The organism is Pseudoalteromonas sp. SG43-1 (genome assembly GCF_014164415.1).
Lineage (GTDB): Bacteria > Pseudomonadota > Gammaproteobacteria > Enterobacterales > Alteromonadaceae > Pseudoalteromonas > Pseudoalteromonas distincta.
This window is the reverse complement of record NZ_JACJFD010000029.1, coordinates 36,715-63,100: the sequence shown is the minus strand read 5'-3', so window position 1 is coordinate 63,100 and position 26,386 is coordinate 36,715. Positions and strand designations below refer to the sequence as shown.

Annotated in this window: 24 protein-coding genes and 1 other RNA gene; 8 read left to right on the top strand and 17 right to left on the bottom strand. The window is 39.5% G+C overall.

The window, feature by feature from the left end; genetic code table 11:
- The first annotated feature begins 73 nt into the window (after positions 1–73).
- Positions 74–1,264 (top strand): amino acid aminotransferase, encoded by a 1,191-nt coding sequence (locus tag H5159_RS17520; RefSeq protein WP_002962951.1) that lies wholly within the window; start codon positions 74–76, stop codon positions 1,262–1,264.
- 73 nt (positions 1,265–1,337) lie between these two features.
- On the opposite strand, the gene H5159_RS17515 is transcribed toward H5159_RS17520, so the two are convergent.
- The gene (locus H5159_RS17515) at positions 1,338–2,540 is read right to left on the bottom strand and encodes an aromatic amino acid transport family protein (RefSeq protein WP_165723612.1); all 1,203 of its coding nucleotides are present in this window, start codon (positions 2,538–2,540) and stop codon (positions 1,338–1,340) included.
- A 216-nt stretch (positions 2,541–2,756) separates the two neighbouring features.
- Here H5159_RS17515 and H5159_RS17510 point away from each other — a divergent pair, with 216 nt between their 5' ends.
- On the top strand, positions 2,757–3,650 hold the full coding sequence (locus H5159_RS17510; RefSeq protein ID WP_024595662.1) for a DMT family transporter: 894 nt from the start codon (positions 2,757–2,759) through the stop codon (positions 3,648–3,650).
- A 5-nt stretch (positions 3,651–3,655) separates the two neighbouring features.
- Here the strand turns inward: H5159_RS17510 and H5159_RS17505 are convergent, their stop codons facing one another.
- Positions 3,656–4,534 carry an OmpA family protein gene (locus H5159_RS17505; protein ID WP_182712756.1) on the bottom strand — a complete coding sequence of 293 codons (879 nt, stop codon included), beginning with the start codon at positions 4,532–4,534 and terminating at the stop codon, positions 3,656–3,658.
- Between the two features lie 202 nt (positions 4,535–4,736).
- Here H5159_RS17505 and rnt point away from each other — a divergent pair, with 202 nt between their 5' ends.
- A complete protein-coding gene (rnt, locus tag H5159_RS17500) occupies positions 4,737–5,441 on the top strand; it encodes a ribonuclease T (RefSeq protein ID WP_002961267.1) in 705 nt (234 codons plus the stop codon).
- Here rnt and H5159_RS17495 read toward each other — a convergent pair.
- A complete protein-coding gene (locus H5159_RS17495; RefSeq protein WP_182737335.1) occupies positions 5,425–7,050 on the bottom strand; it encodes a DUF342 domain-containing protein in 1,626 nt (541 codons plus the stop codon). The two genes, rnt and H5159_RS17495, sit on opposite strands and share 17 nt — an antisense overlap.
- A 263-nt stretch (positions 7,051–7,313) precedes the next feature.
- On the opposite strand from H5159_RS17495, the gene ssrA reads away from it, so the two are divergent.
- Positions 7,314–7,670: a transfer-messenger RNA gene (ssrA, locus tag H5159_RS17490) on the top strand.
- 98 nt (positions 7,671–7,768) lie between these two features.
- Here the strand turns inward: ssrA and H5159_RS17485 are convergent.
- From H5159_RS17485 to H5159_RS17475, 3 genes are all read right to left on the bottom strand, one after another.
- Complete coding sequence (locus H5159_RS17485) at positions 7,769–8,875, bottom strand: hypothetical protein (protein WP_310742397.1); 1,107 nt, start codon at positions 8,873–8,875, stop codon at positions 7,769–7,771.
- A gap of 162 nt (positions 8,876–9,037) precedes the next feature.
- Positions 9,038–9,334, bottom strand: coding sequence for a hypothetical protein (locus H5159_RS17480; protein WP_024596756.1), 297 nt, complete (start codon positions 9,332–9,334; stop codon positions 9,038–9,040).
- A 35-nt stretch (positions 9,335–9,369) separates the two neighbouring features.
- On the bottom strand, positions 9,370–10,374 hold the full coding sequence (locus tag H5159_RS17475; protein ID WP_024596755.1) for a YHYH protein: 1,005 nt from the start codon (positions 10,372–10,374) through the stop codon (positions 9,370–9,372).
- A gap of 186 nt (positions 10,375–10,560) precedes the next feature.
- Between H5159_RS17475 and H5159_RS17470 the strand changes: the two genes are divergently transcribed.
- Positions 10,561–11,319, top strand: a complete 759-nt coding sequence (locus H5159_RS17470) for a sulfite exporter TauE/SafE family protein (RefSeq protein WP_182780746.1) — start codon at positions 10,561–10,563, stop codon at positions 11,317–11,319.
- 176 nt (positions 11,320–11,495) lie between these two features.
- On the opposite strand, the gene H5159_RS17465 is transcribed toward H5159_RS17470, so the two are convergent.
- The 3 genes from H5159_RS17465 to mnmC form a co-directional block, all read right to left on the bottom strand.
- Positions 11,496–12,131 carry an NAD(P)-binding oxidoreductase gene (locus H5159_RS17465; protein ID WP_182780745.1) on the bottom strand — a complete coding sequence of 212 codons (636 nt, stop codon included), beginning with the start codon at positions 12,129–12,131 and terminating at the stop codon, positions 11,496–11,498.
- A 182-nt stretch (positions 12,132–12,313) separates the two neighbouring features.
- The gene (locus H5159_RS17460) at positions 12,314–12,637 is read right to left on the bottom strand and encodes a hypothetical protein (RefSeq protein ID WP_182737328.1); all 324 of its coding nucleotides are present in this window, start codon (positions 12,635–12,637) and stop codon (positions 12,314–12,316) included.
- Positions 12,638–12,704: 67 nt separating this feature from the next.
- A complete protein-coding gene (gene mnmC, locus H5159_RS17455) occupies positions 12,705–14,714 on the bottom strand; it encodes a bifunctional tRNA (5-methylaminomethyl-2-thiouridine)(34)-methyltransferase MnmD/FAD-dependent 5-carboxymethylaminomethyl-2-thiouridine(34) oxidoreductase MnmC (RefSeq protein WP_182780744.1) in 2,010 nt (669 codons plus the stop codon).
- 179 nt (positions 14,715–14,893) lie between these two features.
- On the opposite strand from mnmC, the gene fabB reads away from it, so the two are divergent.
- Entirely contained in the window at positions 14,894–16,105 is a 1,212-nt protein-coding gene (gene fabB / locus H5159_RS17450) for a beta-ketoacyl-ACP synthase I (RefSeq protein WP_182780743.1), read from the top strand.
- A 101-nt stretch (positions 16,106–16,206) separates the two neighbouring features.
- On the opposite strand, the gene H5159_RS17445 is transcribed toward fabB, so the two are convergent.
- Positions 16,207–16,572: a hypothetical protein gene (locus H5159_RS17445; protein ID WP_024596750.1), complete on the bottom strand. Its 366-nt coding sequence runs from the start codon at positions 16,570–16,572 to the stop codon at positions 16,207–16,209.
- A 51-nt stretch (positions 16,573–16,623) separates the two neighbouring features.
- Here H5159_RS17445 and H5159_RS17440 point away from each other — a divergent pair, with 51 nt between their 5' ends.
- Both H5159_RS17440 and ggt read left to right on the top strand, forming a co-directional pair.
- Entirely contained in the window at positions 16,624–17,166 is a 543-nt protein-coding gene (locus H5159_RS17440) for a GNAT family N-acetyltransferase (protein WP_182780742.1), read from the top strand.
- 98 nt (positions 17,167–17,264) lie between these two features.
- Positions 17,265–18,938, top strand: a complete 1,674-nt coding sequence (gene ggt, locus H5159_RS17435; protein ID WP_182695810.1) for a gamma-glutamyltransferase — start codon at positions 17,265–17,267, stop codon at positions 18,936–18,938.
- A 47-nt stretch (positions 18,939–18,985) separates the two neighbouring features.
- Here the strand turns inward: ggt and H5159_RS17430 are convergent, their stop codons facing one another.
- The 7 genes from H5159_RS17430 to H5159_RS17400 form a co-directional block, all read right to left on the bottom strand.
- Positions 18,986–19,840, bottom strand: a complete 855-nt coding sequence (locus tag H5159_RS17430) for a Tim44 domain-containing protein (RefSeq protein ID WP_182780741.1) — start codon at positions 19,838–19,840, stop codon at positions 18,986–18,988.
- 164 nt (positions 19,841–20,004) lie between these two features.
- Positions 20,005–20,757: a DUF3379 family protein gene (locus H5159_RS17425; RefSeq protein WP_138489429.1), complete on the bottom strand. Its 753-nt coding sequence runs from the start codon at positions 20,755–20,757 to the stop codon at positions 20,005–20,007.
- Entirely contained in the window at positions 20,757–21,314 is a 558-nt protein-coding gene (locus H5159_RS17420; protein WP_032827217.1) for a sigma-70 family RNA polymerase sigma factor, read from the bottom strand. Before H5159_RS17420 ends, H5159_RS17425 begins: the two co-directional genes overlap by 1 nt.
- Positions 21,315–21,375: 61 nt before the next feature.
- Positions 21,376–23,034, bottom strand: coding sequence for a BatD family protein (locus H5159_RS17415; protein ID WP_182780740.1), 1,659 nt, complete (start codon positions 23,032–23,034; stop codon positions 21,376–21,378).
- Positions 23,028–24,971, bottom strand: coding sequence for a VWA domain-containing protein (locus H5159_RS17410; RefSeq protein ID WP_182780739.1), 1,944 nt, complete (start codon positions 24,969–24,971; stop codon positions 23,028–23,030). Before H5159_RS17410 ends, H5159_RS17415 begins: the two co-directional genes overlap by 7 nt.
- Complete coding sequence (locus H5159_RS17405; RefSeq protein WP_182780738.1) at positions 24,971–25,957, bottom strand: VWA domain-containing protein; 987 nt, start codon at positions 25,955–25,957, stop codon at positions 24,971–24,973. The genes H5159_RS17410 and H5159_RS17405 overlap by 1 nt, the downstream gene beginning before the upstream one ends.
- Positions 25,950–26,384: a DUF4381 domain-containing protein gene (locus tag H5159_RS17400; protein ID WP_004335624.1), complete on the bottom strand. Its 435-nt coding sequence runs from the start codon at positions 26,382–26,384 to the stop codon at positions 25,950–25,952. Before H5159_RS17400 ends, H5159_RS17405 begins: the two co-directional genes overlap by 8 nt.
- Positions 26,385–26,386 lie beyond the last annotated feature (2 nt).

The window sequence follows — 26,386 nt, the reverse complement described above, 5'->3', positions numbered from 1 at the left end:
TAGTCAACATGATGTGCTTTTATGTTAAGCTTAGCTTAACAGCTAACCCCTAAATAACGATAAGAGATAGCCAATGTTCTCAGTATTAAAACCATTACCAACAGATCCTATTCTTGGCCTTATGGCGGCCTATAAACAAGATACAAACCCTAATAAAATTGATTTAGGTGTAGGTGTCTACAAAGATGAGCAAGGCAATACACCGGTTCTTAAAGCGGTTAAAAAAGCTGAAGCGTTTCGTCTTGAAAACGAAATGAGCAAATCTTACATTGGTTTAGCGGGTAACTTAGATTACTGCCAAAAGATGGAGCAGTTACTACTAGGCGAACATCAAGCATTGCTAGCAAATCGCGTACGTACTGCGCAAGCGCCAGGTGGTACGGGCGCACTTCGCGTTGCAGCTGAATTTATTAAGCGTTGCAATGCAGATGCAACAGTATGGGTAACTAACCCAACATGGGCAAACCATATTAGCTTGTTTGAAGCTGCAGGCTTAACAGTAAAAGAATACCCGTATTACGATTACGAAAATAAAGACTTACTGTTTGATGAAATGATAAACACACTTAAACAAGTGCCTAAAGGTGATGTGGTTTTAGTGCATGCATGTTGTCATAACCCAAGCGGTATGGACTTAAACGAAACACAGTGGAACACAGTTGCCGAACTTGCAAAAGAAGTTGGCTTTACACCACTTGTTGATATTGCATACCAAGGCTTTGGTGCTTCACTTGAAGAAGATGCACGTGGCTTACGTATTTTAGCTGATGCAGTAGAAGAGCTAATTATTTGTTCTTCATGTTCTAAAAACTTTGGCTTATACCGCGAGCGTATTGGTGCATGTTCACTAATTGCAAAAGATAGCGCAACAGCAGATATTTCAAACTCTGTAATGCTAAGCGTTGTACGTAGTATTTACTCAATGCCGCCAGCGCATGGTGCTGATATTGTTAATACTATTTTAAGCAGTACAGAGCTTACACAATTATGGCACTCTGAGCTTGATGAAATGCGTAGCCGCATAAATGGCTTACGTAGCTTAATTAAAGAAAGCTTAGCAACTAAAGATATTGCGCAAGACTTCTCATTTATTGAACGCCAAAACGGTATGTTTTCTTTCTTAGGTATTAATAAAGAGCAAATTGCTCGCCTACAAAAAGAATATGGTATTTACATTGTAGGTTCTAGCCGCGTAAATGTTGCAGGTGTTAGCCAGTCAAATATTGAATACTTTTCAAATGCTGTAGCTGACGTTTGTAAATAAACGCAGTTAATATAAAAAAACCGCACATCTAATGATATGCGGTTTTTTATTATCTAAATTAATACAAAAAGCTTTAACCGATAGCTGGAATTAGCCCCGCCATTTGCATAAACTGCGCAGCAATAATCGTTATGCCACATATAGCTGCTATGCCAAGCCCAATATTCCCACTTTTAACTTTGTAACCTGTTTTACTTGATGTTGTACGCTGTTTATAAACCATTGCTACAGGCAAAAATATTGCAAGTACGACAAGTGCTATTGCAGCGTAACCTAAAGCCATAATAAAGCCTTGAGGATAAAATAATGCAAAGCCAAGCGGCGGAATAAACGTAATTAAGGCCGTTTTAATTCGGTCTGTTTTATTGTCACCTTTTTTAAATGTATCAGCAAAAAAATCGAATAACCCTAAACTCACCCCTAAAAATGATGTCGCAAGTGCTAAATCAGCAAATAACTTAACGGCCGTTGCTACACTTGGGTTATGCGCAATACTTGCTACGCTTGATACAAAGCCACTAAGGCCTTGGCTGTTGAGTAAGTCAGCTTGGCTCATAATACCTTGGCTAAGTAGTTGCCAAAAAATATAAATGACTAAAGGCAGGGCGGCTCCAGCAATCATTACTTTGCGCAGTACTTTTATTTCTACACCAACATATTTAACAATTGAAGGAATAGAGCCGTGAAAGCCAAACGAAGTAAATATAACCGGTATAGCCGAAAGGATTAACCCTTGCTCTACAGGCATCTCTAATAAATGCTTACCTTGTACATAAGGGGTTAGCATGTAAAACAAACTAGCTAATACAATAATTTTTATTGTAAATAACACTCTATTTAGTTTATCTACCTTGCTAGTGCCCAGTGTTACCACACTTGCAATAATAACAGCGAGGATCACAGAGCCAAACTGTGGGGCTATATTTACATCAAAGCCTATATTTATACGCGCTTGAAGTTGTGCACCACCACCTGCTATATAAGCAGCGCATAAAGCGTAAAATAAAAAAACCATCGAAAAATTCGCGATGTATTGTCCGCGCTTTCCAAGCCATAATTTAGCCAACGTATTTAACGTTGCATCGCGTGGTGCATATTGGTGTAGCTCTAGCATGAGTAGTGCGGTGTAGGTCATTAGTAACCAGCTAGCAATTATTAATGCAAGTGCAGTACTAAACCCAAGCCCGGCAGATGCAATTGGCAATGCCAACATACCTGCACCAATAGTTGTGCCTGCAACAATTAACATGCTTCCAGTTGTTTTATTTTTAAGCACTTAATTACCTTAATTATTATTAATATACATGCACGATATAACTAGTTACTCAAATCTCAAATAGTTTTGTAATAAAAGAGCGGTATTAAAATGTAACCTACAATTTACAACTGTATTTATTAAGGACTTGTATGCATTTAAAAGTATTAAAATAGGGTGGTGAGGGTATAATTTTATATACGTTGGATTGCGTTATAAAACGCTAAGGATTGGCATGTGCCGGTAAAAGTATCGTATTTTTTTATGGTTCTCATTTGGTCTACTACACCACTGGGGATTGTGTGGAGCAGTGAAACAGTATCGCCAACGCTTGCTGTATTAATGCGTATGCTGGTGGGGTTGTTTTTAGGTGGTTTAATTGTTGCCATAACAAACATTAGAGTACCTTGGAGCAAAAATGCATGCTTACTTTATTTTTATTCGAGTATAGGTATTTTTGGCGGTATGTTGTTGAGCTATATGGCAGCTAAAACAGTCCCTTCGGGTATTATTTCGCTTATGTTTGGCCTTGCACCTATTTTGTCAGGGTTGCTTGCTCAGCAATTACTAAATGAACCTAAATTTAGCCCGATTAAATTAGTGGCGTTAGCGTGCGCCCTAATCGGCTTATATTTTGTTAGTTATAACCAAGTACAAAACTCGCAAACTCAAGGGCTCGGGTTACTTTATGTGTTTATGGCTGTCTGCTTTTTTAGCTTAAGTGGTGTGATGATTAAGCGCGTACAAATTGCGATTCACCCTATGGCAACAACATTTGGTGCCTTAGTTTTTGTAACCCCACTCTTTTTTATTGCTTGGTGGTTATTAGATGGTCAGTTGCATATACAGAACTGGAGTGCAAAATCATTGTGGGCAATTGGTTATCTAGGTGTGTTTGGATCTTTAGTTGGGGCTTTGGCGTATTTTCATGTACTGCAAAACCTAAATGCGAGTACGGTATCACTTACTACGCTCATAACTCCTAGCTTTGCGTTAGGCTTAGGAGCTTGGCTAAACAATGAGCCATTAAGCCAAGAGCTAATAATTGGTGCGGTTATTATTTTAATTAGTCTGGGTTTTTTCCAATTTGGTGATAAATTTTTAAAGCGAAAGAGAGTAAGCGCAAATTAGTTTTACTACATTTTCTCTATTTGAATAATTAAACGACGGTTTTTGTCTCGGCCTAAAATGTTATCGTTATTATCAACAAAGCGTTTTTCGCCTAAACCGGTGGTTTGCACTTTTGCTTCATCAACACCCAAGCTCACCATATAATCTTTTATAGTTTTGGCGCGCTTGCGCGATAAATCTAAGTTATTCCAGCGTCCGCCATAACTATCGGTGTATGAGTCAATGCTAATGGACTCTATGCTTGCGTCATTTTTTAGATACTCAGCAATCTTATCAAGACGTTGTTGCGACGATTTAGTTAATTTACTGCTGTTAGATTGATAGTTCATTACAGTAAACGAAATATCTTCAAAGCTGTAAGGGAGTAGCTCATCGCGGCATTGTAAAAAAGCCCAGTAAGCTTGTTTAAAGTTTACACTCGATATGCCAACGGCAATTTTATCGGCACTATTTTGCCAGTCTTGATAATAAAAAGTAGGGTAGTAGCCTTTTTCAAGCTCGCTAAGCATCTCCCATGCGGTTTTATTGCCCAGCTCACCATCAAACTTTTTAAGTAATTTCATGTTTGCAATATCGCGAGCCGGCAACCCTGCACGCCATGTAGGCGGCACGGCTTTTAAACCTGCAATTGCGTAGTTATCTGGGCGTACAACCATGTCTAAATTAAATGTTAAGTTTTTATTTTTACTTGCTGAAGCTTTAAAAATAGCTTCCCCATAATAAGGAACCTCATGATTTAATTGGCATTGTAAGCGCGTTGTTTTAACGACTTCCCAGTTGGAGTTGTCTTGGGTTGCTGTATATTGGCGCATAGCAGCTTGCGAGTGAGTACTGCAAAGCACTGCACTTATACTAAGGCTAATAAATAACAACTTATACTTCATGGTGCTCTCCAGCTATCCGGGAATGCCAATAATTTGGCAAATTAACGACTGCAATGATTAGTTTGTTCTCTACGTAACTAACTTATAAGTTAAAGCAAGTTATGTGCCTACAATTTTAAAGCAATAAATACTTAAATCCCCTAGCCTAGGGGGCATCAATTTTGACATAATAGTCAGCTTACACGTATAAACAAAGAAGACTATGGCAAATACTGAGCAAACACCTTTCGCAAAACGCTTTCGTGGATTTTTTCCTGTTGTTATTGATGTTGAAACTGCAGGTTTTAACAAAGAGACAGATGCCTTGTTAGAAATAGCAGCTTCTGTTTTAAAAATGGATGACGAAGGACTGCTCAGCATAGATCATACTGTTCATTTTCATGTTCAGCCATTCGAAGGCGCTAATATAGAACAAGCAGCCATCGACTTTAACGGTATAGACCCGTTTTCACCATTACGTGGCGCAGTACCTGAAGACGAAGTAATTAAAGAAATATGTAAAGTAGTACGCAAAGCGCAAAAGGCCGCTGGGTGCCAACGCTCAGTTATTGTGGCACATAATGCCGCATTCGATCATGGCTTTTTAAATGCAGCAATAGAGCGTAATAACATTAAGCGTACACCATTTCATCCGTTCGTAAGCTTTGATACAACATCTTTAGCGGGTTTAGCGTTAGGGCAGACTGTATTAGCAAAAGCGTGTAGAGCGGCAGGTATCGAGTTTGATAACAGCCAAGCACACTCAGCGCTTTACGACACAGAACGTACAGCTGAGCTTTATTGCTTAATAGTAAATCGCTGGCAGCAATTAGGTGGTTGGCCATTAGCGCCAACTGATGATTGCGACGCAAATGGCGAAGTTGAAACTGAGACACAAAATAACGAAGAAACTAAAACGTCTGAGTAATTTTACCCTCAGTTAGCTTAACTAGGTGGGGCGGGTAAATACGCGAAAATTGTTTAGAATCTTTCGCTATTTTAAGCTCCACACCAGGGTGCATTAATTCATTTACTTTTAAACGACTACTGGCAAGTAATTGCACTATTTTTTGCTTAATAAGTAGTTTTTGACGATGAATATGTGCAGAGCGTATTTTTATATGCTTTTCATTTTCAGTTATCTTATTCATGAATTGCTGGCGCTGAGCAGCCCCCGCAATTTTACTCGCTTTTTCACGAGCCTGTTGTAAAGCGGTTACTTTAGTCGCAAGTACTTTTTCAAAATCGGTTATTTGTGTTTGCTTTTGGCGAAGCTCAAACCAGAGTTGCGCTAAAAATACGCGCGTTTTAGTACCGGCTGGCGCGCCTAGCTCACCTGTTTCAATGCGCATAGCATCTAAAATATTACCGCCAATAATTTTACCTCGCGGATCGTTTGCTTTGCCTACACGTATTAACCGCCTAGCACTTAAATCACAATGTAGGGCTTGGCGTTCAATAAATAAATCTTGTTCGGATTTAATATTGCAGTACTGAGCATAACCAATAGAAATAGTTCGCTGAGCGGTTATAGAGCATGTAAATGCTTCCTCGCCTTCACGTTTTCTACCAATTGCGCCAAGCATAATGGTTACCGCACTTTTACTTTCAACAGCTCCTGATTCTACAAAACCCAGTACCGTAATATCACCATTGGCTTTTACACGCATGCCGTCTTTAATATCGCCAGTAATAATTACGCTACCATCAAAATCAACGTGGCCTGTACTTACATCTACGTTATCAAAGCATAAAACGTCATCTACACGCATACCTCGGGGTAGGGCAACGGGCACACCTTTGCAGTCGGCAATAAGCATATTAGGATTATTAGGATCTACTTTTGTACCTTCGAAAGGCTGGAGTTGGTGATCTGTACCTGGTTTTGCACTAATTGAATCGCCAAATACCGTATAGCCATCTTCTCCAGGAGTAGCGGCAATACGCTGCATTAAGGGAGTACCAGGTTTTACGGTGATAATAGCGCCAAGATTTTTCATATCAACCTTACCACCTTCCTTAGCTTGTGGGCTAAGCACACGGTCTTGGGCTGTTGAGCATAAGCGCACAAATTTAGCATCGCTGCCTTTTTTAGGATTACGCCCATGTGCAATTATGGCGCTATAAGAGCTTCCTGCTGGTTTTTCAAACTGCTGGCCTAAAAAGGTATCAAGCGCGCGTGGGCTTATTCCTTTTTTAACACCTGCATCAGCAAGCGCTTTTTGCGCACCTTCCATAGACAAAAGCGCACCACCTTTAGCGGTAGTTAATGTTGCTTCTGCGACCATGTTTTTTTCATCAATATTAATGACAAGCGACGCATCTACCGCTTTAGCAACGACAAGTGATACTTCCTGATAGTTTTTAGTTGGCGCAAAAAGCTTTCCAATATTGGCAATGACAGCTTCGTACTCACTAAACTCAGATTGTTCGAGCATTTGCGTAAGCTGAGTACTCGTAACAGGAAAGCCACTATCAATAGGGTGACTAACTAAAGAGACAAACCCTGTATTTTGATCAAATGAAAAAACCGACATTTATTAATTCCCTACTCTATGCCTGTTATTATTTTTGTTTTTTACAACTAAAGGTTTAGAAATGACAAAAACCTTAACTCCTTATTTGAACACAGGTTAAACACATTGTTAAGCAAATGTTTATATGGGCTTGCATAAACTAAATTTTGGTTACTTAATGCTCGGTTAGTGCACGCAATTAAAATAAAGCGTTACTAGGCCTTGAGTATCAGTACTTTACTCAGTTATACTGTTTGCACGCTCTGAATTGAGTTACTAATTCAGGGGCTGATTAGGATTCGACGGAATTCAAGAAGCCCAAGGTGCATGTCGAGGTGCGGTTTGCCTCGTTAAACAGCCGCAACCTAAAGTAATCGCAAACGACGATAACTACTCTCTAGCAGCTTAGGCTGGCTAGCGCTCCTTCCATGTATTCTTGTGGACTGGATTTTGGAGTGTCACCCTAACACCTGATCGCGACGGAAACCCTGGCCGGGGTTGAAGCGTTAAAACTAAGCGGCCTCGCCTTTATTTACCGTGTTTGTCCGGGACTTAAAGGTTAATTAAATGACAATACTAAACATGTAGTACCGACGGTCGAGGCTTTTCGGACGGGGGTTCAAATCCCCCCAGCTCCACCAATAAAGGTTTTTGAACTCGTTATTCGAAAACCATAAGAAACCCGCAAATTTGTTAATTCAAATTTGCGGGTTTTTTTATGGAGTTTATAAAATAAAGTTTAAGAATGTCTTATTGCGCGTAGCTTCATTTTTATTGCAATCACAAGCAGGCTAAATAACGACAGCATACTTATTAACAACGTTAGGTTAAGTATAGGGTTACTTGGCTCGTAGGTAGTGACAGGAGAATTGTTTGTAGTTTGCGAGTTTTGCTGTTGCCTAATATAGCTTTGGCTGATCCAATCTACCGCGTTTATCCATTGTACTTTGGCGGGATCAGTATTGTTTAGCATCCCTATTGCATGTTTATCGTTATCTAAGCCTTTTGAAAGTTGTACCAGTTGCTGCCAAAATTCATTTTTAGGGCCTAGGTCATCTATTTCTTGCAGGTGCTGTTGTAATTTATCGCCCCCCATCGTTTTTATATCAGCTTGTCCTGTACTTTGCGCGTAGCTATTTATTAGCGATGAAAAGCGTCTAAAGTATTCATTACTTTTTTGCTGTGTAGGGCTAGCTGCTTGCTCGTTTGTTACTTTTTTTGCTGGTTGATTTAGGCTATTTTGATCAATCAAATATTGTTTATAATTTTGGTAACTTAAGTTGTTTGTAGTTGTGTTATTTGTAGTTCCGTTATTTAGAATGCCAAAGTTGTTTTTCAGTGCATTAACACTGATCACTACGCCTATTAAGGTAATAATACAAAGTGCGCTATAGCAAAAGTACAATGCGCTTTTTAAAGTGTTACGCAGTAGTTTATATTTATTATAACTTTGCTTAATAGCGGCAGCTGTATTTGGGGCTTTGCCCGTATCTAGGCGTTCACTTTGTACTGAGATACTTTTGCCTTCAGTACTTTCACTAATGTGTTTATCTGTATTTTTACTGTGCTCAGTGAGTGCTATTTGATTATTTTGAGATTGAGAGGTTACAGTAGAGAGTTGCGGTTCTACTTTAGTAATTAATCCTAGCTTTTTTAGTGAGGATTCTGTTTTAACAGCATCAATACTCGATAAGTCTTTTTTTAAAGCGTAAGCTTTCCCATCAAATAACTGAACAACAATATTATGAGGAATATTTAGAAGTTGGCTAAGTTTTTCTTGGGCAGAGGTAAGGTCAGTATTTTGATATAACTGACCATTAAAAACAATTTTAAATGTAGCGCTCACGTTAGTACCTTGCTTGTGTAATTCCATTTTTGGAATTTTATTTTTATTATTTGATACACAAAGCTAATTTAACAGATAAAGGGTATGCTTTCTAATGATTTGTGATTAAAAAAAGCCTTAACAAACAGCGTTAAGACTTTGGCGTGTAGCTGTTACTTTACTTTATCGTTTTGCGAGTGATTTTACAGATTGCTTTTGATCACTGGCAGGTTGAGTTGCTTTGTCTATTAATGTTTCAAGTGGTTTATTTCGAACGCACATAAGTACTTTGTTCATTGCTTGGCATGTGCCTGTCGCTTTTTTATCATGGCTTGTATAGCTACAACCTTCATTAATGGCTTTTTCTTCACATGCTTCCCAAGGCGCGTTTGAGCCGTGGCCTGCATGACTTAGCGCTGAGCATGAGGTAGCAAGTAAAAAGCCAGTGGTTAGTGCTTTTATTACGTTAAATATTTTCATTAGTATCTCAGTTAATTATTTGGCCAGAATGCGAGTTATCTTGCGGTAGCACCTTTAAAACAACCAATAAACATGTTTTCAGATACATCGGCTGCATGGTAGTGGTATCCGCGTGTATCGTCGGTGTGGCCTCTACATTCGTCTAAATCAGTGGGTTCTAATCCATCTTCGTTAAGCATGCCAAATATACCAAATCCATCGAGTGCATAACCCATCATGGCGGCATGACCGTCTGATTGGATTTGTGTTTGGCTACAGCCTGCTTCACCGTGGTAGTGATAACCTGCTACTAAGTTAATATGCCCGGCGCAATCATCAAAGGCTGCAATAGTGTATGCGCCTAAAATAGCCTCAACAGGGGCGGGTGCAGCAAGTACAACACCATTTAGAGCAACACCTACATTAGTGTTACCAATACTGCTATTTTGAGTGGTTGCAACAGGCGTTATTGGTATTAAAAATGATTCTGATATACCGCCATCAACATAATCAATAGAGCATTCTACGCAGTGATTTTGGTATTGCTCCTCTACGTTTGGACGTGCAGCACCATCACACGATTCTTGTGTGTCTGTTACATTTACAAGGCCTGTACCTTCGTCGTATAGCTTCCAATGGCTATCGTTATACAATGTTGGTAGATTTAAAATAAAGTCGCCAGTTATATCGTAAACCTCACCGGTGCCATCAAACCAAATACCGGCTTCGTCTGCTGTTGATGTGATATTTCTAGGGCAGAATACACCAATCTCGTAATTTGAAGGCGCACCGGCTATATCAATTTTGTAGCATGAAGCTTCATCGCCATTACTTAGCGTACATGTTTGAGTTGTAATTGATGAAATGAGCGCATCGCTTTCAAAGTTAAAAGGGTCAACTTCAACAACGAAATCGGTTGAAGTATCTGTTGTAGTGCCCTCATCGGTGGTTGTTTCAGTTACGACGGTATTTTCAGCATCACTACCGTTACAGGCAGCTAAGCCCAGTGCAAGTATGCACACTGTAAGCGGTGCTAAAATTGGTGCGTTAAGTTTTCTCATCAGAAATATCCGGTAATGAAGTTGAATGTATAATATTTGTTAAATGTGCAAACAAAGTGCAAAAACAACGCAACATAATACATTGACTGAAATAGAGGCTTATAACGCTTGCTATAGGTGTATGTTGTACCTTTTATTGTTTAAAATACTGCGACTTTAAAGTACCTAAATAGGCAGTGGAGTTTTATGGACTTTTTATTTCCCGACAGTATGTCTTTATTTTTGTTTCTATTAATGATGATCACCGCTGGCTTTACTTCTTTTATATCTGCTGCATTTGGTGCGGGTGGCGGGCTAATGTTGCTTGTTGTTATGGCGTCGTTTATGCCTATGGCAGTTGTTGTGCCTGTGCATGGTTTAGTGCAGCTTGGCTCTAATGCAAATAGGTTATTACTCAGCTTTAAGCAAATTGATAAAAGCATGTTTGTATATTTTGCGTTAGGCGGCTTAGTAGGGGCGGGGTTATCAAGTTTTGTTATTGATGATATATCGCTTGATGCTATGAAGTTAGTGGTCGCTATTTTTGTTATTTATTTACTGTGGGGTAAAACACCGCCAGTAAAATTAACTTCTAAGTTATGGCGTATGGTCGCCGGTGGCATAACGACTTTTATTTCTATGTTTGTGGGAGCGAGCGGGCCATTAGTTGGTAGCTGTTTATATATAAATAATTACGAAAAGTTAAAATTTACGGCAACGTTTTCGAGCATTATGAGTGTGCAGCATTTATTAAAAGCGGTAATTTATGGTGCTGTTGGCTTTAGTTTTTGGCAATGGATGCCGCTTGTAATTGCTATGATAATAAGTGGTGCTGTAGGTACTTGGTTTGGAATTAAATTACTTAAAAGTATGTCTGGGGATAGATTTGAGCGTATTTTTAGAGTCGTTTTAACGTTTTTAACGCTACAACTCGGTTGGCAAGGTATTAAAATATTACTCCACTAATTTACTTAGTGGAGTAAATTTAATTTTATTAAACATAAATCACTTAAGCGAATTAAACAATTCATTGCCTAAAAACTACCGGTGCAGAGCGACTACACTGTAATTTTTGGGCTTATCGATGAACTATACTAATCTGCAATAATTGTTTATACGTTTAAATAAATTGGTATTAAAGCTTATTTAACAGCGGCTTTAATTGGTTTGTCGCCATCAAATAACTCAAAAATGCGGTTACTAATAAATGAGTTAGTCGCAATATGTAATAATGCATTGGCTACGTTTTCGCGGCTAATTTTAGCCTCAGAACGATCACTTGGTCGCTGCGTTGTTACTTGCATTGAAGCACTATCATCAGTCAGTGTACCAGGGCGAACAATGGTATAATTTAAACCACTATTTATTAAGTGCTCGTCAGCCATGTGCTTGGCAACTAAGTAAGGTTTTAAATCATCTTGAATCGAATCTGGGTCGTCTGCACCGATTGAGCTGACCATAATAAAGTGTTTAACGCCATGCTCTTTTGCAAAGGTAGCTGCTTTAGTTGCAGCCCATAAATCAATAAGTACAGTTTTATCATCGCCTGTACTTCCGCCAGAACCTGCAGCAAAAATCACTTGGTCACAGCCTTTCATTGCATCACCAAAATCGCCTTCAAGATCTTGCTCAACGATAGTTAAAAAAGAGCTGTTTAAATCGCTTAGCTTATTCTTGTCGCGCACTAATGCCACAACATTTTGCTCATTTTTTAAAAGTAGCTCAGTTGCCATTTTACCTATTTGTCCGCTTGCGCCAATAATTAGGGTCTTACTCATAATTAACTCCTTCCAATAAATAGTAAAAGTAATGTGCTTACAAACAGACCTTGGGGTAGGGGATAATTTTTAAAGGGTAAAAAAGAGTTTAAATGAGCTAATTTCAAAAAATACTTTAATTAAAATTCAATACTTAACTGAGCATTAAAATTAGCTGCTTTTGGCGTGTTTTTTAGAACTTTTTATTCAACCATTATACTCACTTCGGTCACATAACTACGGCGATATAGACTAATACGAACCTTATGTTCTTGGTAATTATAAAACAAAGTGCGATATGTATTATTGCCGTTTGTTTTTAACGGCTCACCTAATTTTTGCTGATAAAAGCGAGCGATATCAGAAATTGAATCTGTTAAATAACCAGTGCGAACCATTGGATATTCGCCGGCTACATCCATTGTTGTAACAAACTCTTCAGGAAGTGGGATTTCAGTGACGTTTTGGCTAAGTACATTAAACGATAGAGTGCATAGCAGTATTATTAAAAATGCTAAAATTTTCATTAAAGTCCTTTAAATAATAAATTCCATTTATTGGTACTCATTTTACCTCAATAAGCACCTTTGTCATTTAAATTTTATTACGAATTAAATCTCGTACTATAAACCGAGCAGGGTGAATAGCTTGGCTTACACGTTCGCTTAATGGGCGAGGCTCGTTATTTAAACAGCTTACGAGATGTTCTGCGCTTAGCGGTGCGCTACATAAAGCGCGGGCGCCAAAGCCGGTAAAAATATGTAGGCCTTGTTGTGGCTTATTAAGTTGCTCGTACTGATAGCGTTTACCTAAGCGTAAGTTAGCAAAGGCCATTGTATAATCACTTTGTTCGCACCATTGCCCTGCCATTGGTAGGTGATCTATAAATGTGCATCGTACAGCTGCTTTTGCCGAGGTAATATTGCCAAGGGTTAAGGCAAATTCACTTTGCTGATAAAAGCTAAGTAGTTGCTCTTGGTTTAATTGGTTGTCGAGCGCTGTAACTTGACGGCTTTTGGTATTTTTTTCAAACGTGGCTCCCATACAGTGATGATCTAAATAGGCTGGGGTAAAATACCCTTTATGGCACAGCACTGTTTTAAGTTTGCGTGATTGCTCACTTGCCTCAATATGTGAAACTTGCCCGCGTACGCCTACTATTGGTAGCGCTTTTGTTTGCTCAAATGCATCACTGTGCTCGCCTGCACAAATAATTACATCACTAAAAGGACCTAACTGCTCATCATTCGTTAATAAAAACCAACCGCTGTCAGTTTTTTTAAGCTGTTTTATATTGCAGTTAAATACGCTTTTAAATGGGTTTATGCTATTTGCAGCGCTTAACATGGCGTTTACTAATTGCGGAGGGTTAACCCAGCCGCCTTGTTCAAAAAACACGCCCGAATAACCTGTTTCTACGCCGGCTATTTCGTCGCCTTGCTCTGCGGTTACGTTGTGCATTAGCTGGGTTGGCCACAGTTGTTTTTGTGCTAAGTTTTCATGTTTATCGGCCAGAGGTTTTTTTACTGCGTGTTGTAATACGCCGCACCAATCGTAATCAAAATTAAAACCACTGCTAAGTAAGTTGTTATATAGGCGCTTTGCGTATAAAAAGCTATGTGCAAACAATTCGCTGTGCGGTGAATTTTTAGCTTGTAGGTGAGGGTAGATAGCGCCTTGCACATTGTGCGATGCCCCCATAGCTGGTTTTTCATCTTGGCAGAATAATTGGCTTGCTATGCCTCGTTTAGCCAAACTATATAAAATGCAGCTACTGGCTATACCGCCGCCAATGACCGCTACATTTTTTAAAGCGCTGCTATCTTGATGAAAATATGTAGGAGCTGATTGAGCATCATTTACGCACTCTAGCTGGCCAACAAGCATATCTCTTTTTTGGCCAAAGCCTTTGGTTTTTTTAGTATTAAACCCTGCATCAATTAATCCACGGCGAACAAAACCTGCTGAAGTAAATGTTGATAAGGTTGCACTTGCCCTTGATATATTGGCCATAGAATTAAATAAACTTTGCTGCCACATTTCGGGGTTTTTACTTGGCGCAAAACCATCTAAATACCAAGCGTCAACAATTCCTGTTTGCGGATAGCTCATTGCTTGTATTGATTCAAGTGCATCACCAAAGTATAAATCGAGAACAACAAGTCCATTGTCAAATTCGAGTCTGTGGCATCCTTCTAAATTAATTGGGTATTGTTTAGATAATTTGTTACTAAAGGCGCTTAATGAAGGCCATGCCTGTAGTGCTTTGTTTAAATCGTCTATGTGCAGAGGATATTTTTCAAATGAAATAAAGTGTAAGCGTTTAACACCATTATCTAATTGATTTTGAACTTGTTGACGTGCAAGGTGGTCAGTAAAGCGTTGCCATGTATTTAAAAAGTTTAAACCTGTACCAAAGCCGGTTTCGGCAATAACAAAATGTGGCTGGTCATGATTTTGTAATCGTGCATCTATATTATTTTGCTCATAATACACATAATGCGATTCAGCTAAGCCATCGTCATTAGAAAAATAAATATCACCGAAGTCATTAGCGAAAGGTGTACCTAAATTATTAAAGTGTATATGTGCATTTTTGATCATGATTTTTTAATTTTATAGATATATTTTTTAATTATTTTACGGGTTTTCTTTGAAATAGTCTGGCGTTATTTATAAGCTAGCAGTTCAGAGTACAAGTGTACGCTAGAAAGCTGACCACTTAGGTGATTAAATTCGCGTAAAATAGAATGCAATTAAGTATTAAGCTAAGGGAATTACCCATGAGAAGAGCTGTAATTACAGGTATCGGTGTTGTATCAAGTATAGGTAACAACAAAGATGAAGTATTAGAATCGTTAAAAACGGGCAAAAGCGGCATCGCTTTTAATCAAGAATTTGCCGATTATAAGTTACGTAGTAACGTATCGGGTAAAATTGATATTGACGTTAAAGCACACGTTGACCGCAAAGCAATGCGCTTTATGGGAGATGCTGCTGCTTACTCTTATATTTCAATGACGCAAGCAATTGAAGACTCAGGTTTGTCTGACGACCAAGTATCAAATGAGCGCACGGGTATTATTGTTGGCTCTGGCGGTGGTTCGTCTAAATGGCAAGTAGAAGCTGCTGATATTTTACGTGAAAAAGGCGTAAAACGTGTAGGGCCTTATATGGTGCCACGCACTATGGCGAGCACTACATCTGCTTGTTTAGCAACACCATTTAAAATTAAAGGTGTTAACTATTCAATTAGCTCTGCATGTGCAACATCTGCGCATTGTATCGGTAATGCCGTAGAGCAAATCCAGCTTGGCAAGCAAGACGTTGTGTTTGCTGGTGGTGGTGAAGAGCTACACTGGACATTGGCAATGGAATTTGACGCTATGGGCGCACTTTCTACTAAATACAATGAAACACCTGAAAAAGCATCTCGTACATATGATGCAAATCGCGATGGTTTTGTTATTTCTGGCGGTGGCGGTATTGTTGTAGTTGAAGAACTTGAACATGCACTTGCACGTGGCGCGCACATTTACGCTGAAATTGTTGGCTACGGTGCAACATCAGATGGCTACGACATGGTTGCTCCATCTGGCGAAGGTGCAGCACGTTGTATGCGCCAAGCTATGCAAGATGTAGATAGTATTGATTACCTAAACACGCATGGTACATCTACACCAGTAGGTGACGTTAAAGAGCTAGGTGCGATACAAGAAGTGTTTGGTGGTAAATCACCAATGATCAGCGCAACTAAAGCAATGACGGGTCATGCCCTAGGTGCTGCAGGTGTTCACGAAGCTATCTTCTCATTATTAATGCTAGAGCACAGCTTTGTAGCACCTTCAATTAATATTGATGAGCTAGATGAGCAAGCGACAGGTTTAGATATTATTACTGAGCGTCGTGATGTTGAGTTAAATACTGTAATGTCTAATAGCTTTGGCTTTGGTGGCACAAACGCGACTTTAGTGATGAGTAAGTACAAAGGTTAATTTGAGCTTATAAGCCCTATATGCAAACGCATAACTGGGCTAAATAGTCCAAAACAAAAAAGGAAAGCCGAGGCTTTCCTTTTTTATTATCGAAAGTTTAATTAACCTTCGTTATGTTCTTGACGCGCTTGCTCAATTTCGTCTGCAATTTCTTGCGCTTTTTGCTTAGTTTTTTCAGTTAACTCGCCAGCAGCTTCTTTGCTTTTAATCCATGCGTCAACCGCAATCTCTTTGCCGTCGTCGTACATGTCTAAGCCCATTGCTTTACTTTGCTCTAATAGCTCGTTTAAAGACTCGTCATTTTTAAGATCGTTAGTTGTCTCTTTAACGTCGTTCCATGCATCACCAAGCTTTTCTTGCATTTGTGCGCTTTTATCTTTTGCATCTTCTTTAACTTCGTTGGCATCTTCACAACCAGTTAATGTAATTAAAGTGCCTAATAAAGCTAAACCTGCTAATTTATTCATGTGCTATCTCCTTTAGAGACTGATAATTAATTCGAGGCAGACTATACAACAATGAAAATGAACGCCCCCGTAACAAAACGATTAAATTTTAAATTAATGAATGAGCATGATTGGCCTCAATTATTTGAACTCGACCAAGACCCAGCTGTAATGCAGTATTTAACACGAGGTGAACCTACCTCTTTAGAGCATATAAAAAATGAGGGTGTGCCTCGTATGCTCGCATATCGAAATGATCTAAAAGGCTGGGGGCTGTGGAGTATCACTATAAAGCAAACCAATACATTTATAGGTTGGGTATTAATAAGGCCTATGTGCTTTTTTACTGATGCACCAAACTACTGTGATATTGAAATAGGCTGGCGCTTTAAGCAAGCAAGTTGGGGGCATGGTTATGCAACCGAGGCGGCTTTAGCATTATGTGATGAACTTATAAAGCAAGATGACGTTAAGGCGATAAGTGCAACGGCACTAAAAGATAATACGGCTTCTATAAATATAATGAAAAAGCTAGGTCTGCAATTTATAAAAAATTATACACATACAGACGAGCAAGGCGACTTACCTGCGGTGCTTTATTCAAAAAGTGTTTAAAGATGATTAAATATCAACAGTATAAAGATTGACCTGTCCTTAAGTGACGTGCATTAATAAGAATGCGTAACTAAAAAATAATAAATTAAGGATGTTGTATGGGATTGCTTTTTTCACCAAGTAAATTAATCGTCAAAAGTGTGCTGGTTTTACAGTTCGCTGCTTTTAGTGTTTTAGCGCAGCCTTTATCGCAAAGTGCGGTAGCAATGCCTGACTCGTTCAGTGCCGATGCTGCTAAAAGTATATTAGAGCAAGGCGGTAATGCTGTTGATGCGGCTATTACGGCACAATTTGTACTTGCAGTAACGCTTCCTGAAGCCGGCAATATTGGCGGCGGGGGATTTATGCTTATTCAAAAAGATGGCAAGGGCGATTTTATAGATTATCGCGAAACAGCGCCAACAGCGGCTCATCGTGATATGTATTTAGATGAGCAAGGTAATGTTATTGCAAACAAATCAATATATGGTATTCACGCAAGCGGTGTACCTGGCAGTGTAGCGGGCATGTGGCTTGCCCATCAAAAACATGGCACTTTAAAGTGGGAAGAATTAGTACAACCAGCGGTAACGTTGGCTGAGCAAGGGTTTGTAGTTCCGCCTAAGTTAGCAAAAGGTGTGAGCAATTATATAGCCCACCTAAAAGAGCAAAAAATAAATGTAAACTTCGAAAAATACTTTGCTGATGTAAAAGCTAATAAAGTATTTAAGCAACCCGAGTTAGCGGCAACGCTAAAGCGTATCCGTGATAACGGCCAAGATGGGTTTTATAAAGGCGAAACTGCAAATATTATTGCTAAATTTATGCACCAACATGGCGGTATAATTAATCAAGATGATTTAAAAGGTTACACCGCTAAATCACGTACACCTATTAAAGCGAGTTGGAATGGTTATGAAGTACTTACTTCTCCACCGCCGAGTTCAGGTGGTATTGCTATTTTACAGTGGCTTAAAATGTATGAGTTACAAAAACCAGATGCGGGCTTAGCGCATAACTCTACTCAGTATGTACACTTACTTTCTGAAATAGGTAAACGTGTATTTGCAGATAGGGCGGAGTATTTAGGCGATCCTGATTTTTTTGATGTACCAGTCAACGCATTAACTAATATTAACTACCTCAAAGAGCGCAGTAATGGCATTTCGTTAACCGCTATCTCGACTACCGAAAATATTAAACCGGGCCTTAAAGAAAGTGAGCAAACTACACACTTTTCAATCGTTGATAAAATGGGTAACGCTGTCGCAAATACCACCACAATAAACTTAGGGTTTGGTAGCGGTGTAGTTGTTGAAGGTGCAGGTTTTATTTTAAATGATGAAATGGACGACTTTAGTGCAAAACCAGGCGTTATGAATGTGTTTGGTGCAATAGGCGGTAAAGCTAACGAAATACAGCCGCACAAGCGTATGCTTAGCTCTATGACGCCTACAATTCTACTTAAAGACAACACTGTTAAAATGGTAACTGGCTCGCCTGGTGGCACAACAATTATTAGCTCTGTGTACGAGTCTATTTTAAATGCGGTAGAGTTTGATATGACTGCAGAGCAGGTTGTAAATAGCCCTCGTTTTCATCATCAACTGTGGCCTAAAAATATAATTAGAACACACATAGGTTTAACCGATAGCGTAAAAGCAGAGCTTACAAAAATGGGCTACACCATAGATGAGAATCACTTTGGTGACTTACACGTTATTATTAATAAAGAGGGCCAATTAGATGCCGCTTCTGAAGCATCCGGACGTGGTAAATCAATTGTTTTTTAAATAAAAAAACACCGCGCTAAAAGCGCGGTGCTTTAAACAATACAAAATTATTGAGTATCAATTAAATCTTCAACACCCACTATTAGCCATGGAGCATCGTCTGAAATTAGACGCTCTAAGTGCCAAATTTCTAAAATAGGCTCTTCTTTTTTATCGCCTAAATCACGGTACTTACCTTTAAAGCGAACACTAATCTGCCACGATTGCGCGTTTGTATCTGCGCGCACAAGTTCGGCATCAATAAACATCACTTCTGTTTCTACGCTTTGTATAGCTTCACGTTCAGCTTTAAACTCGGCAACAAGTGCAGGGCTTAAGTATTCAGCCATTGTGGTGTAATCGGCATTGTTCCATGCAGTTTGTAGCATATGGTAATGACTACGGGCACCTTGCAAAAAGCCATTAACGTCAAAGTTAGGTGGTAAATTAAAAGGCACACTTTCACCTTGTGGGGCGCTGCTTGCAAAGGCTGTACTTGTTGGTTGCTCGATAGGTGCTTGTTTAAAAGCATTTTGCTGAGCACTTGTACTTGCACTGGCAAGTTGTGGGGCACGATTAGCACGTAAAAAGCCCGTTACTAGCTTAAATAAAATAAAGAGTCCGCCAGCTAATAAAATCATTTCTAATAGCTGAAAACCTTCAAAATCGTCGCCTAGCATTGCTGCAATTAAGCCACCCGCTAAAAGTCCCCCAAAAACGCCTGCCATAATGCCTTTTTTATTTGATGTGGCTTTAGGTGTAGCGTTAGGTGTTGTTGTATCTGTTTGTTGTTTTTGCGCTGTTTGTTGTGTTGCAGGTGTCTGTCCGCGTTTACTGCTGCCAAACTTTTTACGTGCATGTGCATCAAAACTGGCTGTACATAACAATGCCAATAATGAAAAAATAACGATGATGTTCTTCATGAAATTCCCTAATTAAAATCGAGCCGCGATTATAATTTACTTTCTTTAGGAATTTAATTAATTACTTTAAAAATCAGAGGTTTTGGGGAGTGAAGAAACGCTTTGTTGGTGAGTATATAATCAAAAAACCGCTCAGTAGAAACTAAGCGGTAAATTTGTCTATTTTAAAGCCAACGAATTGCGCCAGTAACGCGTTCATTGTATGTATCTAGAGGTGCTCCAAGACTTGCCACTAAAATAGTATCAGCTTGTGAGCCACGATTAATGTGACCTTCAAAGCGCTCATCGCGGAAGTTGTCATCCCCAAAACCAAATGATTTATTTTCAGAAGGCACTATAAATACCGTCATAGGACCAAAGTCAGACTCAAATATTAAATGCAGTCCTTTTTCGCCTTTAAAATCACAAAACATCGCATAAGTTACAGCGCCAGGAAGTTCATCAAGATGACCACCTAATACTGCAAGCTTGTCGTTGACGCTTTGTAGGCTAATGGGCTCTTTTTTATCAAGCGCATTAATTTCGTAGTACACATGGGCAAGCGCATGCTCACCTGCTTCATGTGCAATATTTTGCTCTGTACTAAAAAAGAAGGCACTAATCGCCACTACAAAAGACGCTGCTAACGCAAGATGTACACGATCAAACTTAAAACGCGATCGAGCATCAACCACGTTTTTACCAGTTGCTTGTTCTTCTTGGAGTGCTTTTTCTTTTAACGATGTGTTTAAAAGAATGCGGTCTGCAAGATTTTCAGGCACAGGTATATCTAAAGAATCTTGAATGAATTTATCAAAATCTTTCATATCGTTAATAAAACTTTGTCGCTCTGGGTTATTGTCAGCAAACTCCATAAGCTCCTTGTCAATGTCGTTTGGCTGCGCAATAGTGCGGCGACGAAACTCAAGTTCATCCATTATTTTGATGCCCCTTTAAGTTGTTCATCATCACGGCTTAAAGCCTCTTTAAGTTGATTTCTGGCACGGTATAAACGAGTCATTACCGTGTTTTTATTTAAATTAAGTATGCCTGCAATTTCTTCACCAGAGCAGCCCATTACAACTTGCAGTAATAATGGCTCTCGGTATTCATCAGATAGCAGTGCAATCTGGCGTTGAATTACCGTTTGTTCCATTTCATCGTCTAATGAATGGCTGGTTTCATCAACAAGCGTATCGTTTTCTACGTCGCTGTAATCAAACTGTTTACGTTCAAATCGGCGTGCGTTTTCTCTTCGTAATATAGTAAGCAGCCAAGGTTTAGCTGCCTTTTGATCAAGTAAAGAGTCAAGTGAACGCCATGCGCGCAAAAACGTTTCCTGTACTAAATCATCTGCTATGTGCGGATCACGGCATAACCAATAAGCAAAGCGATAAAGCTCTTTATTGTAAACGTGGACCAAGGCTTCATAACGCTTTTGTTTCTCTGCCATATCGATTAAGACCTGATTGTTTGATTTTTTCTTTCCAAGCATAAGCACTTTTTTAATTAAAAATTATTAGTTATTGCAAAAAAAGACCTGAGGTTCGTAGTTATTAATCATAAAGGTCTTTTAATACAGCTTGTTGCGACTTTGATGCCTGAGTTTGATAGTTCTCAAGAATTTTAATAATAGCATTAAGATCCGTGTTTGCGCCTTTATTACTATAAAGTTGTGCCTGCAATTGGCTAATAAGACCATTAAGCTCGCTGCTGTTTACACGGATGCAGAGCTCATCAATCGCGCCAACATTTTTATGGGTCACCTTTACAGAAAAGTTATTTAATGCGGTGTAAAAGGCTTTCACATCGTGTGTTTTAGCTAATGCTTTAAGCTCATTTAAGCTTGGCTGAGAAGTACCACGGGTGTTTAGCTGTAATTTTTCAGTCGTATTTTTAGTAGAACGGCTTATTAAGTAAAAAATTACAGTACCAATCCATAAAATATACCCTAAAGCGGCAACGACTATTAACCAAAGAGGAGTATCACTTTTAGTTTCAATAGGTTGTGTGCCAGTTGCTTGATTCGAAATATTTTCAAGAGTAGGTGAATTATTTGTGCTGGGTTGTGGGTTTGCTATGGCTGTATTAGGCGCGGTAGTACTTTGCGTTACTGTAATAGTACGCTTTGGTAATGTAGCTACGCTAATACGGTTCATTTTGGTATTAAACCAAGGCAGCTTTATTTCAGGCAAAGTATAAGTACCTGGTTTTTGCGGCAGTAAGGCATATGATGCCGTTTGCTGCGACACAACGCGTCCGTCTCGCACTGCATTGTTATTTTCTTTTTTATCAGGGTAGCTGCGTATGCCATCAATAGTAGGCATAGAGATTTCAGGTAATTGCTCTTTTGTAACTCCAAGCGCGGTAAGTGTAATAGTACGAGTTATAGGCGTACCTACTTCTACTGTGTTGTCGTTAGGTTGCCATTCTTCATCAAGGTTAACCAATTCGCTTGGTAACCATGCACCTTTATAGTCACTCGGGATTGGTTTTATTTCTACTTGCTGATCATCGCCAAGAGCAGATACCTCCAGTTGGCGGTAATTTTGCTGTACTCGTCCTTGAAACGCAGGGCCTGCAATCGTGTAGGCACCACTTTTTTGTGGCTGAATCAAATACTCACGAGTAATAACAAGGTAGCGTTTGCCATCAACTAGCTCATAACTCTCAGTTTGTTTACCTAATTGGGTTAGCTGAGCATCTTCCATACTTGGTGTGCTTAAGCTGCCATCAAGCAGTTCTTTGGCAAGGTAGAGCTTAACAGTGTAAACACCGGCTTCTTGCACAAATAATGAATTACTCGAGAGCGACGTTTTTAAAAATATTTCGTTATTTTTATCTGCATCAACTGAGCGTTTTGCCACTTTTAATTTAATAGGTTGTGAGGTTAACCCTGCAACGCTAAATGCCGGTATCGTGTAATCACCCTCTGTACGGGTCATTAGTTTAACTGACCACGTAGTTTGTTTATTAATGCTGCCATTAATAATGTTGGTACGAGAGCTTAAGCTCGTCGGGCCTACTACAAAGTCTTTTAACAGCGATGAGGTGTCTGGTTGCTCGCCTTTAACTGTATCGTCTACCGATATATTAAGCATAAAAAATTCACCCGCTAATACAGGGTTTTTATCTACGCTGGCTTCTAATTTGGTGGCAGCCCACGAAGGCATCGCACTTAATAGCAATAAACAGCAAAATAATCGCATTACCATGATTTTTCGACTCCTGTAGGGCGACGTTTATATTGTCTTTTTTGGGCTTCTAATTGCATTTTATTCCGTAATAAAATAGCCGGATCGTCCGGAACTTTTCTCAGTAGTTGATTAAGCTGTTGTGCTTTTTCTTTTTCTTCATTAGTGAGCTCACTTGCTTGGGCTTGCATGGCTTGTTGCTGAGCATTTTGTTTTTGCTCATCAGTGGCAGGTTGCTCATTCATTGCTTGTGGCTTACTTTGTTGCTGATCGTCTTCTTTAGGCTGGTCAGCGTCTTTATTTTTCCCTTGCTCACTTTTTGGCTGAGCTTGCATATCAGGTTCATTTTGCTTGTCTGATTGCTCGCCTGGCTCACCTTGTTGATCTTTTGATTGTTCAGACTCTTTATCTGATTCTTTATCAGATTTTTCATCGCTTTGGTTTTGACTCTCGTTTTCGCCTTTTTCAGAATCGCTTTTATCACCATTTTGTTGCTGATCCTGTTTTGACTCATCAGAATTTTGCCCTTGGTTTTGCTCATCTTTTTTCTGGCTATCATCTTGGTCTTGAGAGTCGTCGCCGTCGCTTTGCTGATCTTGCTGGTTTTGTTGTTCTTGTTGATTTAGTAATTGTTCAACTAAAGCTTGGTTATCAGCTGCTTGTGTAAAGTCGTCTTGTAAGGTTTGGGCTTGTTTGTAAGCTTCAATTGCTTCCTCAAGCTTGCCAGCTTTGGCGAGGGCATTACCGTAGTTGTATAAACCGCTAGCCGACTTATCACTACTAAACTCACTAAGTGCAGCATCAAAATTACCTTGCTGGTAAAGCGCAGCGCCTTTTAACTCACTCGATTGAGCCTGTGTTGCTGCATCGTATTCTTTATTATTGTAAGCCTCTAATGCACGTTGATCTGCATTTTGCAAAAGAGTGGGGAGCTCTATGGCATACGCATTTTGCTGCGGTAAAAAGCCAAAAGCTAAAAATGCGCCTAGCAAGGCAGCGCGTCTAAATAAATACAAGCCAAATGGCAGTAATAACAATAGTCCGTATATACCTGCATCTATTCGCCAAAGTGCGTGGCTTTGTTTTTCGTCTTTCAATAATTCACTCTGTGCATTTGGAGCAAACGTATTTATGTCGTTATTGCTAGGTTGGTAGCTCGCAAATTTACCGCCGCTGCTTGATGCTAAATTTTTAAGCTGAGAGGCATTAAGTGTAGGTACTACAATTTGGCCGTTTCTGTCTTTCAAAAAGCCGCCTTCAGGTAACTTAATTGGTGCGCCTTGAGCGGTACCTACACCATATATATTTAATCTATATTGGGTGTTACTGGTAAAGCTACTAACGTCGCTTTGTTCTTGTTGGTCAATACCGTCGGTCACTAAAATAATGTCGCCATCAATATAACCTGCTTGTGTTAATAGCTCTTTGGCCATATCAAGACCGGCTAAAACGTTTGAGCCTTTGTCTGGCATTATTTCAGGGCTTAAGCTTGGAATTAAATTACTGAGTGTTGTGGCATCGTTTGTTAGTGGCGAAATTACATAGGCCGTGCCTGCGTAAGCTACAAGCGCGGTATCACCTTCTTTAAATAGCTCAATCATATCAAGCGCTTTAAAGCGTGATTGCATTAAACGATTTGGTAAAATATCGGTGCTGTACATTGAGTACGACATATCCATAACAATTACACGGGCACTTTTACTTTGAAATACAGGAACTTGTTTTTTCTCAAAACTAGGCCCAGCACTAAATAAAATGCCAAGGCTGCAAAACAAAGCAACTAACCAAAGTGGCTGGCTGGCTTTAGTGTTTGCTTCGCTCATTATAAATTGTGCTAAATGAGGTGCAATTAGCTGCTCACTGGTGGTTTTTTTATGCTTAATTAAGGCAACAAAAAATAATGCCACAGCAGGTATGAGTAACCATAAAAGAGCGGGGCGAATAAATTCAAAATCCATTAGTTTGGCTCCTTTAATGCACGCAGTGTACTAAGCATTACTTTTGAGCTAATAAGTAAAATAGCGATAAGTAACGGGTAGTAAAATAATGAGCTTTGTGGGCGAAATGTTTGTTCATCAGCGCTAATAGGTTCAAGCTTATCAAGCTCTGCGTAAATTTGTTGAAGGCCAGCTACATCTTTAGCTCTAAAGTATAATCCGCCAGTTTGCTCGGCAATCTTTTTAAGTAAGCTTTCATCTAAATTACTGCCACTAGAGCCACCCACATTAAAGAGACTAAAGCCGCGCGGATTATCTGAGCCAACACCAATGGTGTAGACTTTAATACCTTCTTCGCGAGCTAGCAGTAGGGCATCTTCTGGGTTTAGATTGCCCGCGGTGTTTTGTCCGTCGGTTAATAGCACCACAATTCGGTTACTTTCATCTTTATTGGCAAAGCGTTTTACCGAAAGACCCAATGCATCACCAATTGCTGTTGCGCGCCCCACTAAACCAATTTGCGCTTCGCTGAGCATTTTACTTACTGTTTTAACGTCGCGGGTGAGCGGGGTTTGTAAAAACGCGGTGTCGCCAAATAATATTAGCCCAAGCCTGTCGCCTTGACGTTGCTCTATAAAATCACTGAGTACAGCTTTTACCATGGTAAGGCGGTCAACATATTGGCCATTATAAGCCATGTCTTGTTCGGTCATCGAGCCTGATAAGTCAACTGCTAACATTATATCGCGTCCTTCATTTGGTAATGAAATTGGCTCATCTAACCATGTTGGATTGGCAGCAGCAGTAACAAGTAATAACCAAATTATCCACTCGAAAGGGTTTAAACGTCGTGCGTGTGGCTCGATGCTTTGGCTGGTTAAATTGTGCTTTGCAAAACTGGGTATACGTAAACGCGTACTGGCATTACTTGCTGCGGGTTTTAATAGTAAAAGTAATAAAGGCAAGGGTAGTAATAAAAATAACCATGGCCAGCTAAATTCAAACATTTACTGACTCCTTTATTTTAAATTGCTTAATACCTTGGCGAAATTTTTCGCACAGTGTTGTATCTTTTTGGCTGGGGTTATACAAGCTTAGTATTTCTTGTTCTGTAAAGCTTAAACCGGTGAGTGTATTAAGTGTTGTGCACCATTTAGAGGTAGATTGCGCAGCAAGTCGCTTGTCGTAATATTCAATCACTAAACGTTTTAAAATAATATGCAGTTGCTGAGGGTTTTGCTCACTTTGGCTCAATTGTATTGCGTAGCGTTTAGGCTTTTTAAATTTATGTTTTTTATAAAATATATAAATAGCTGCGCACAGTGCTAAAAACAGCAGTGCAATAATAACCCACCAAGCAGGGGCGAGTGGCCACCAATTAACTTGGCTTGGCGCTATTATATCGTGCAGGCCATCGAGTGGATTGGTTTGCATGG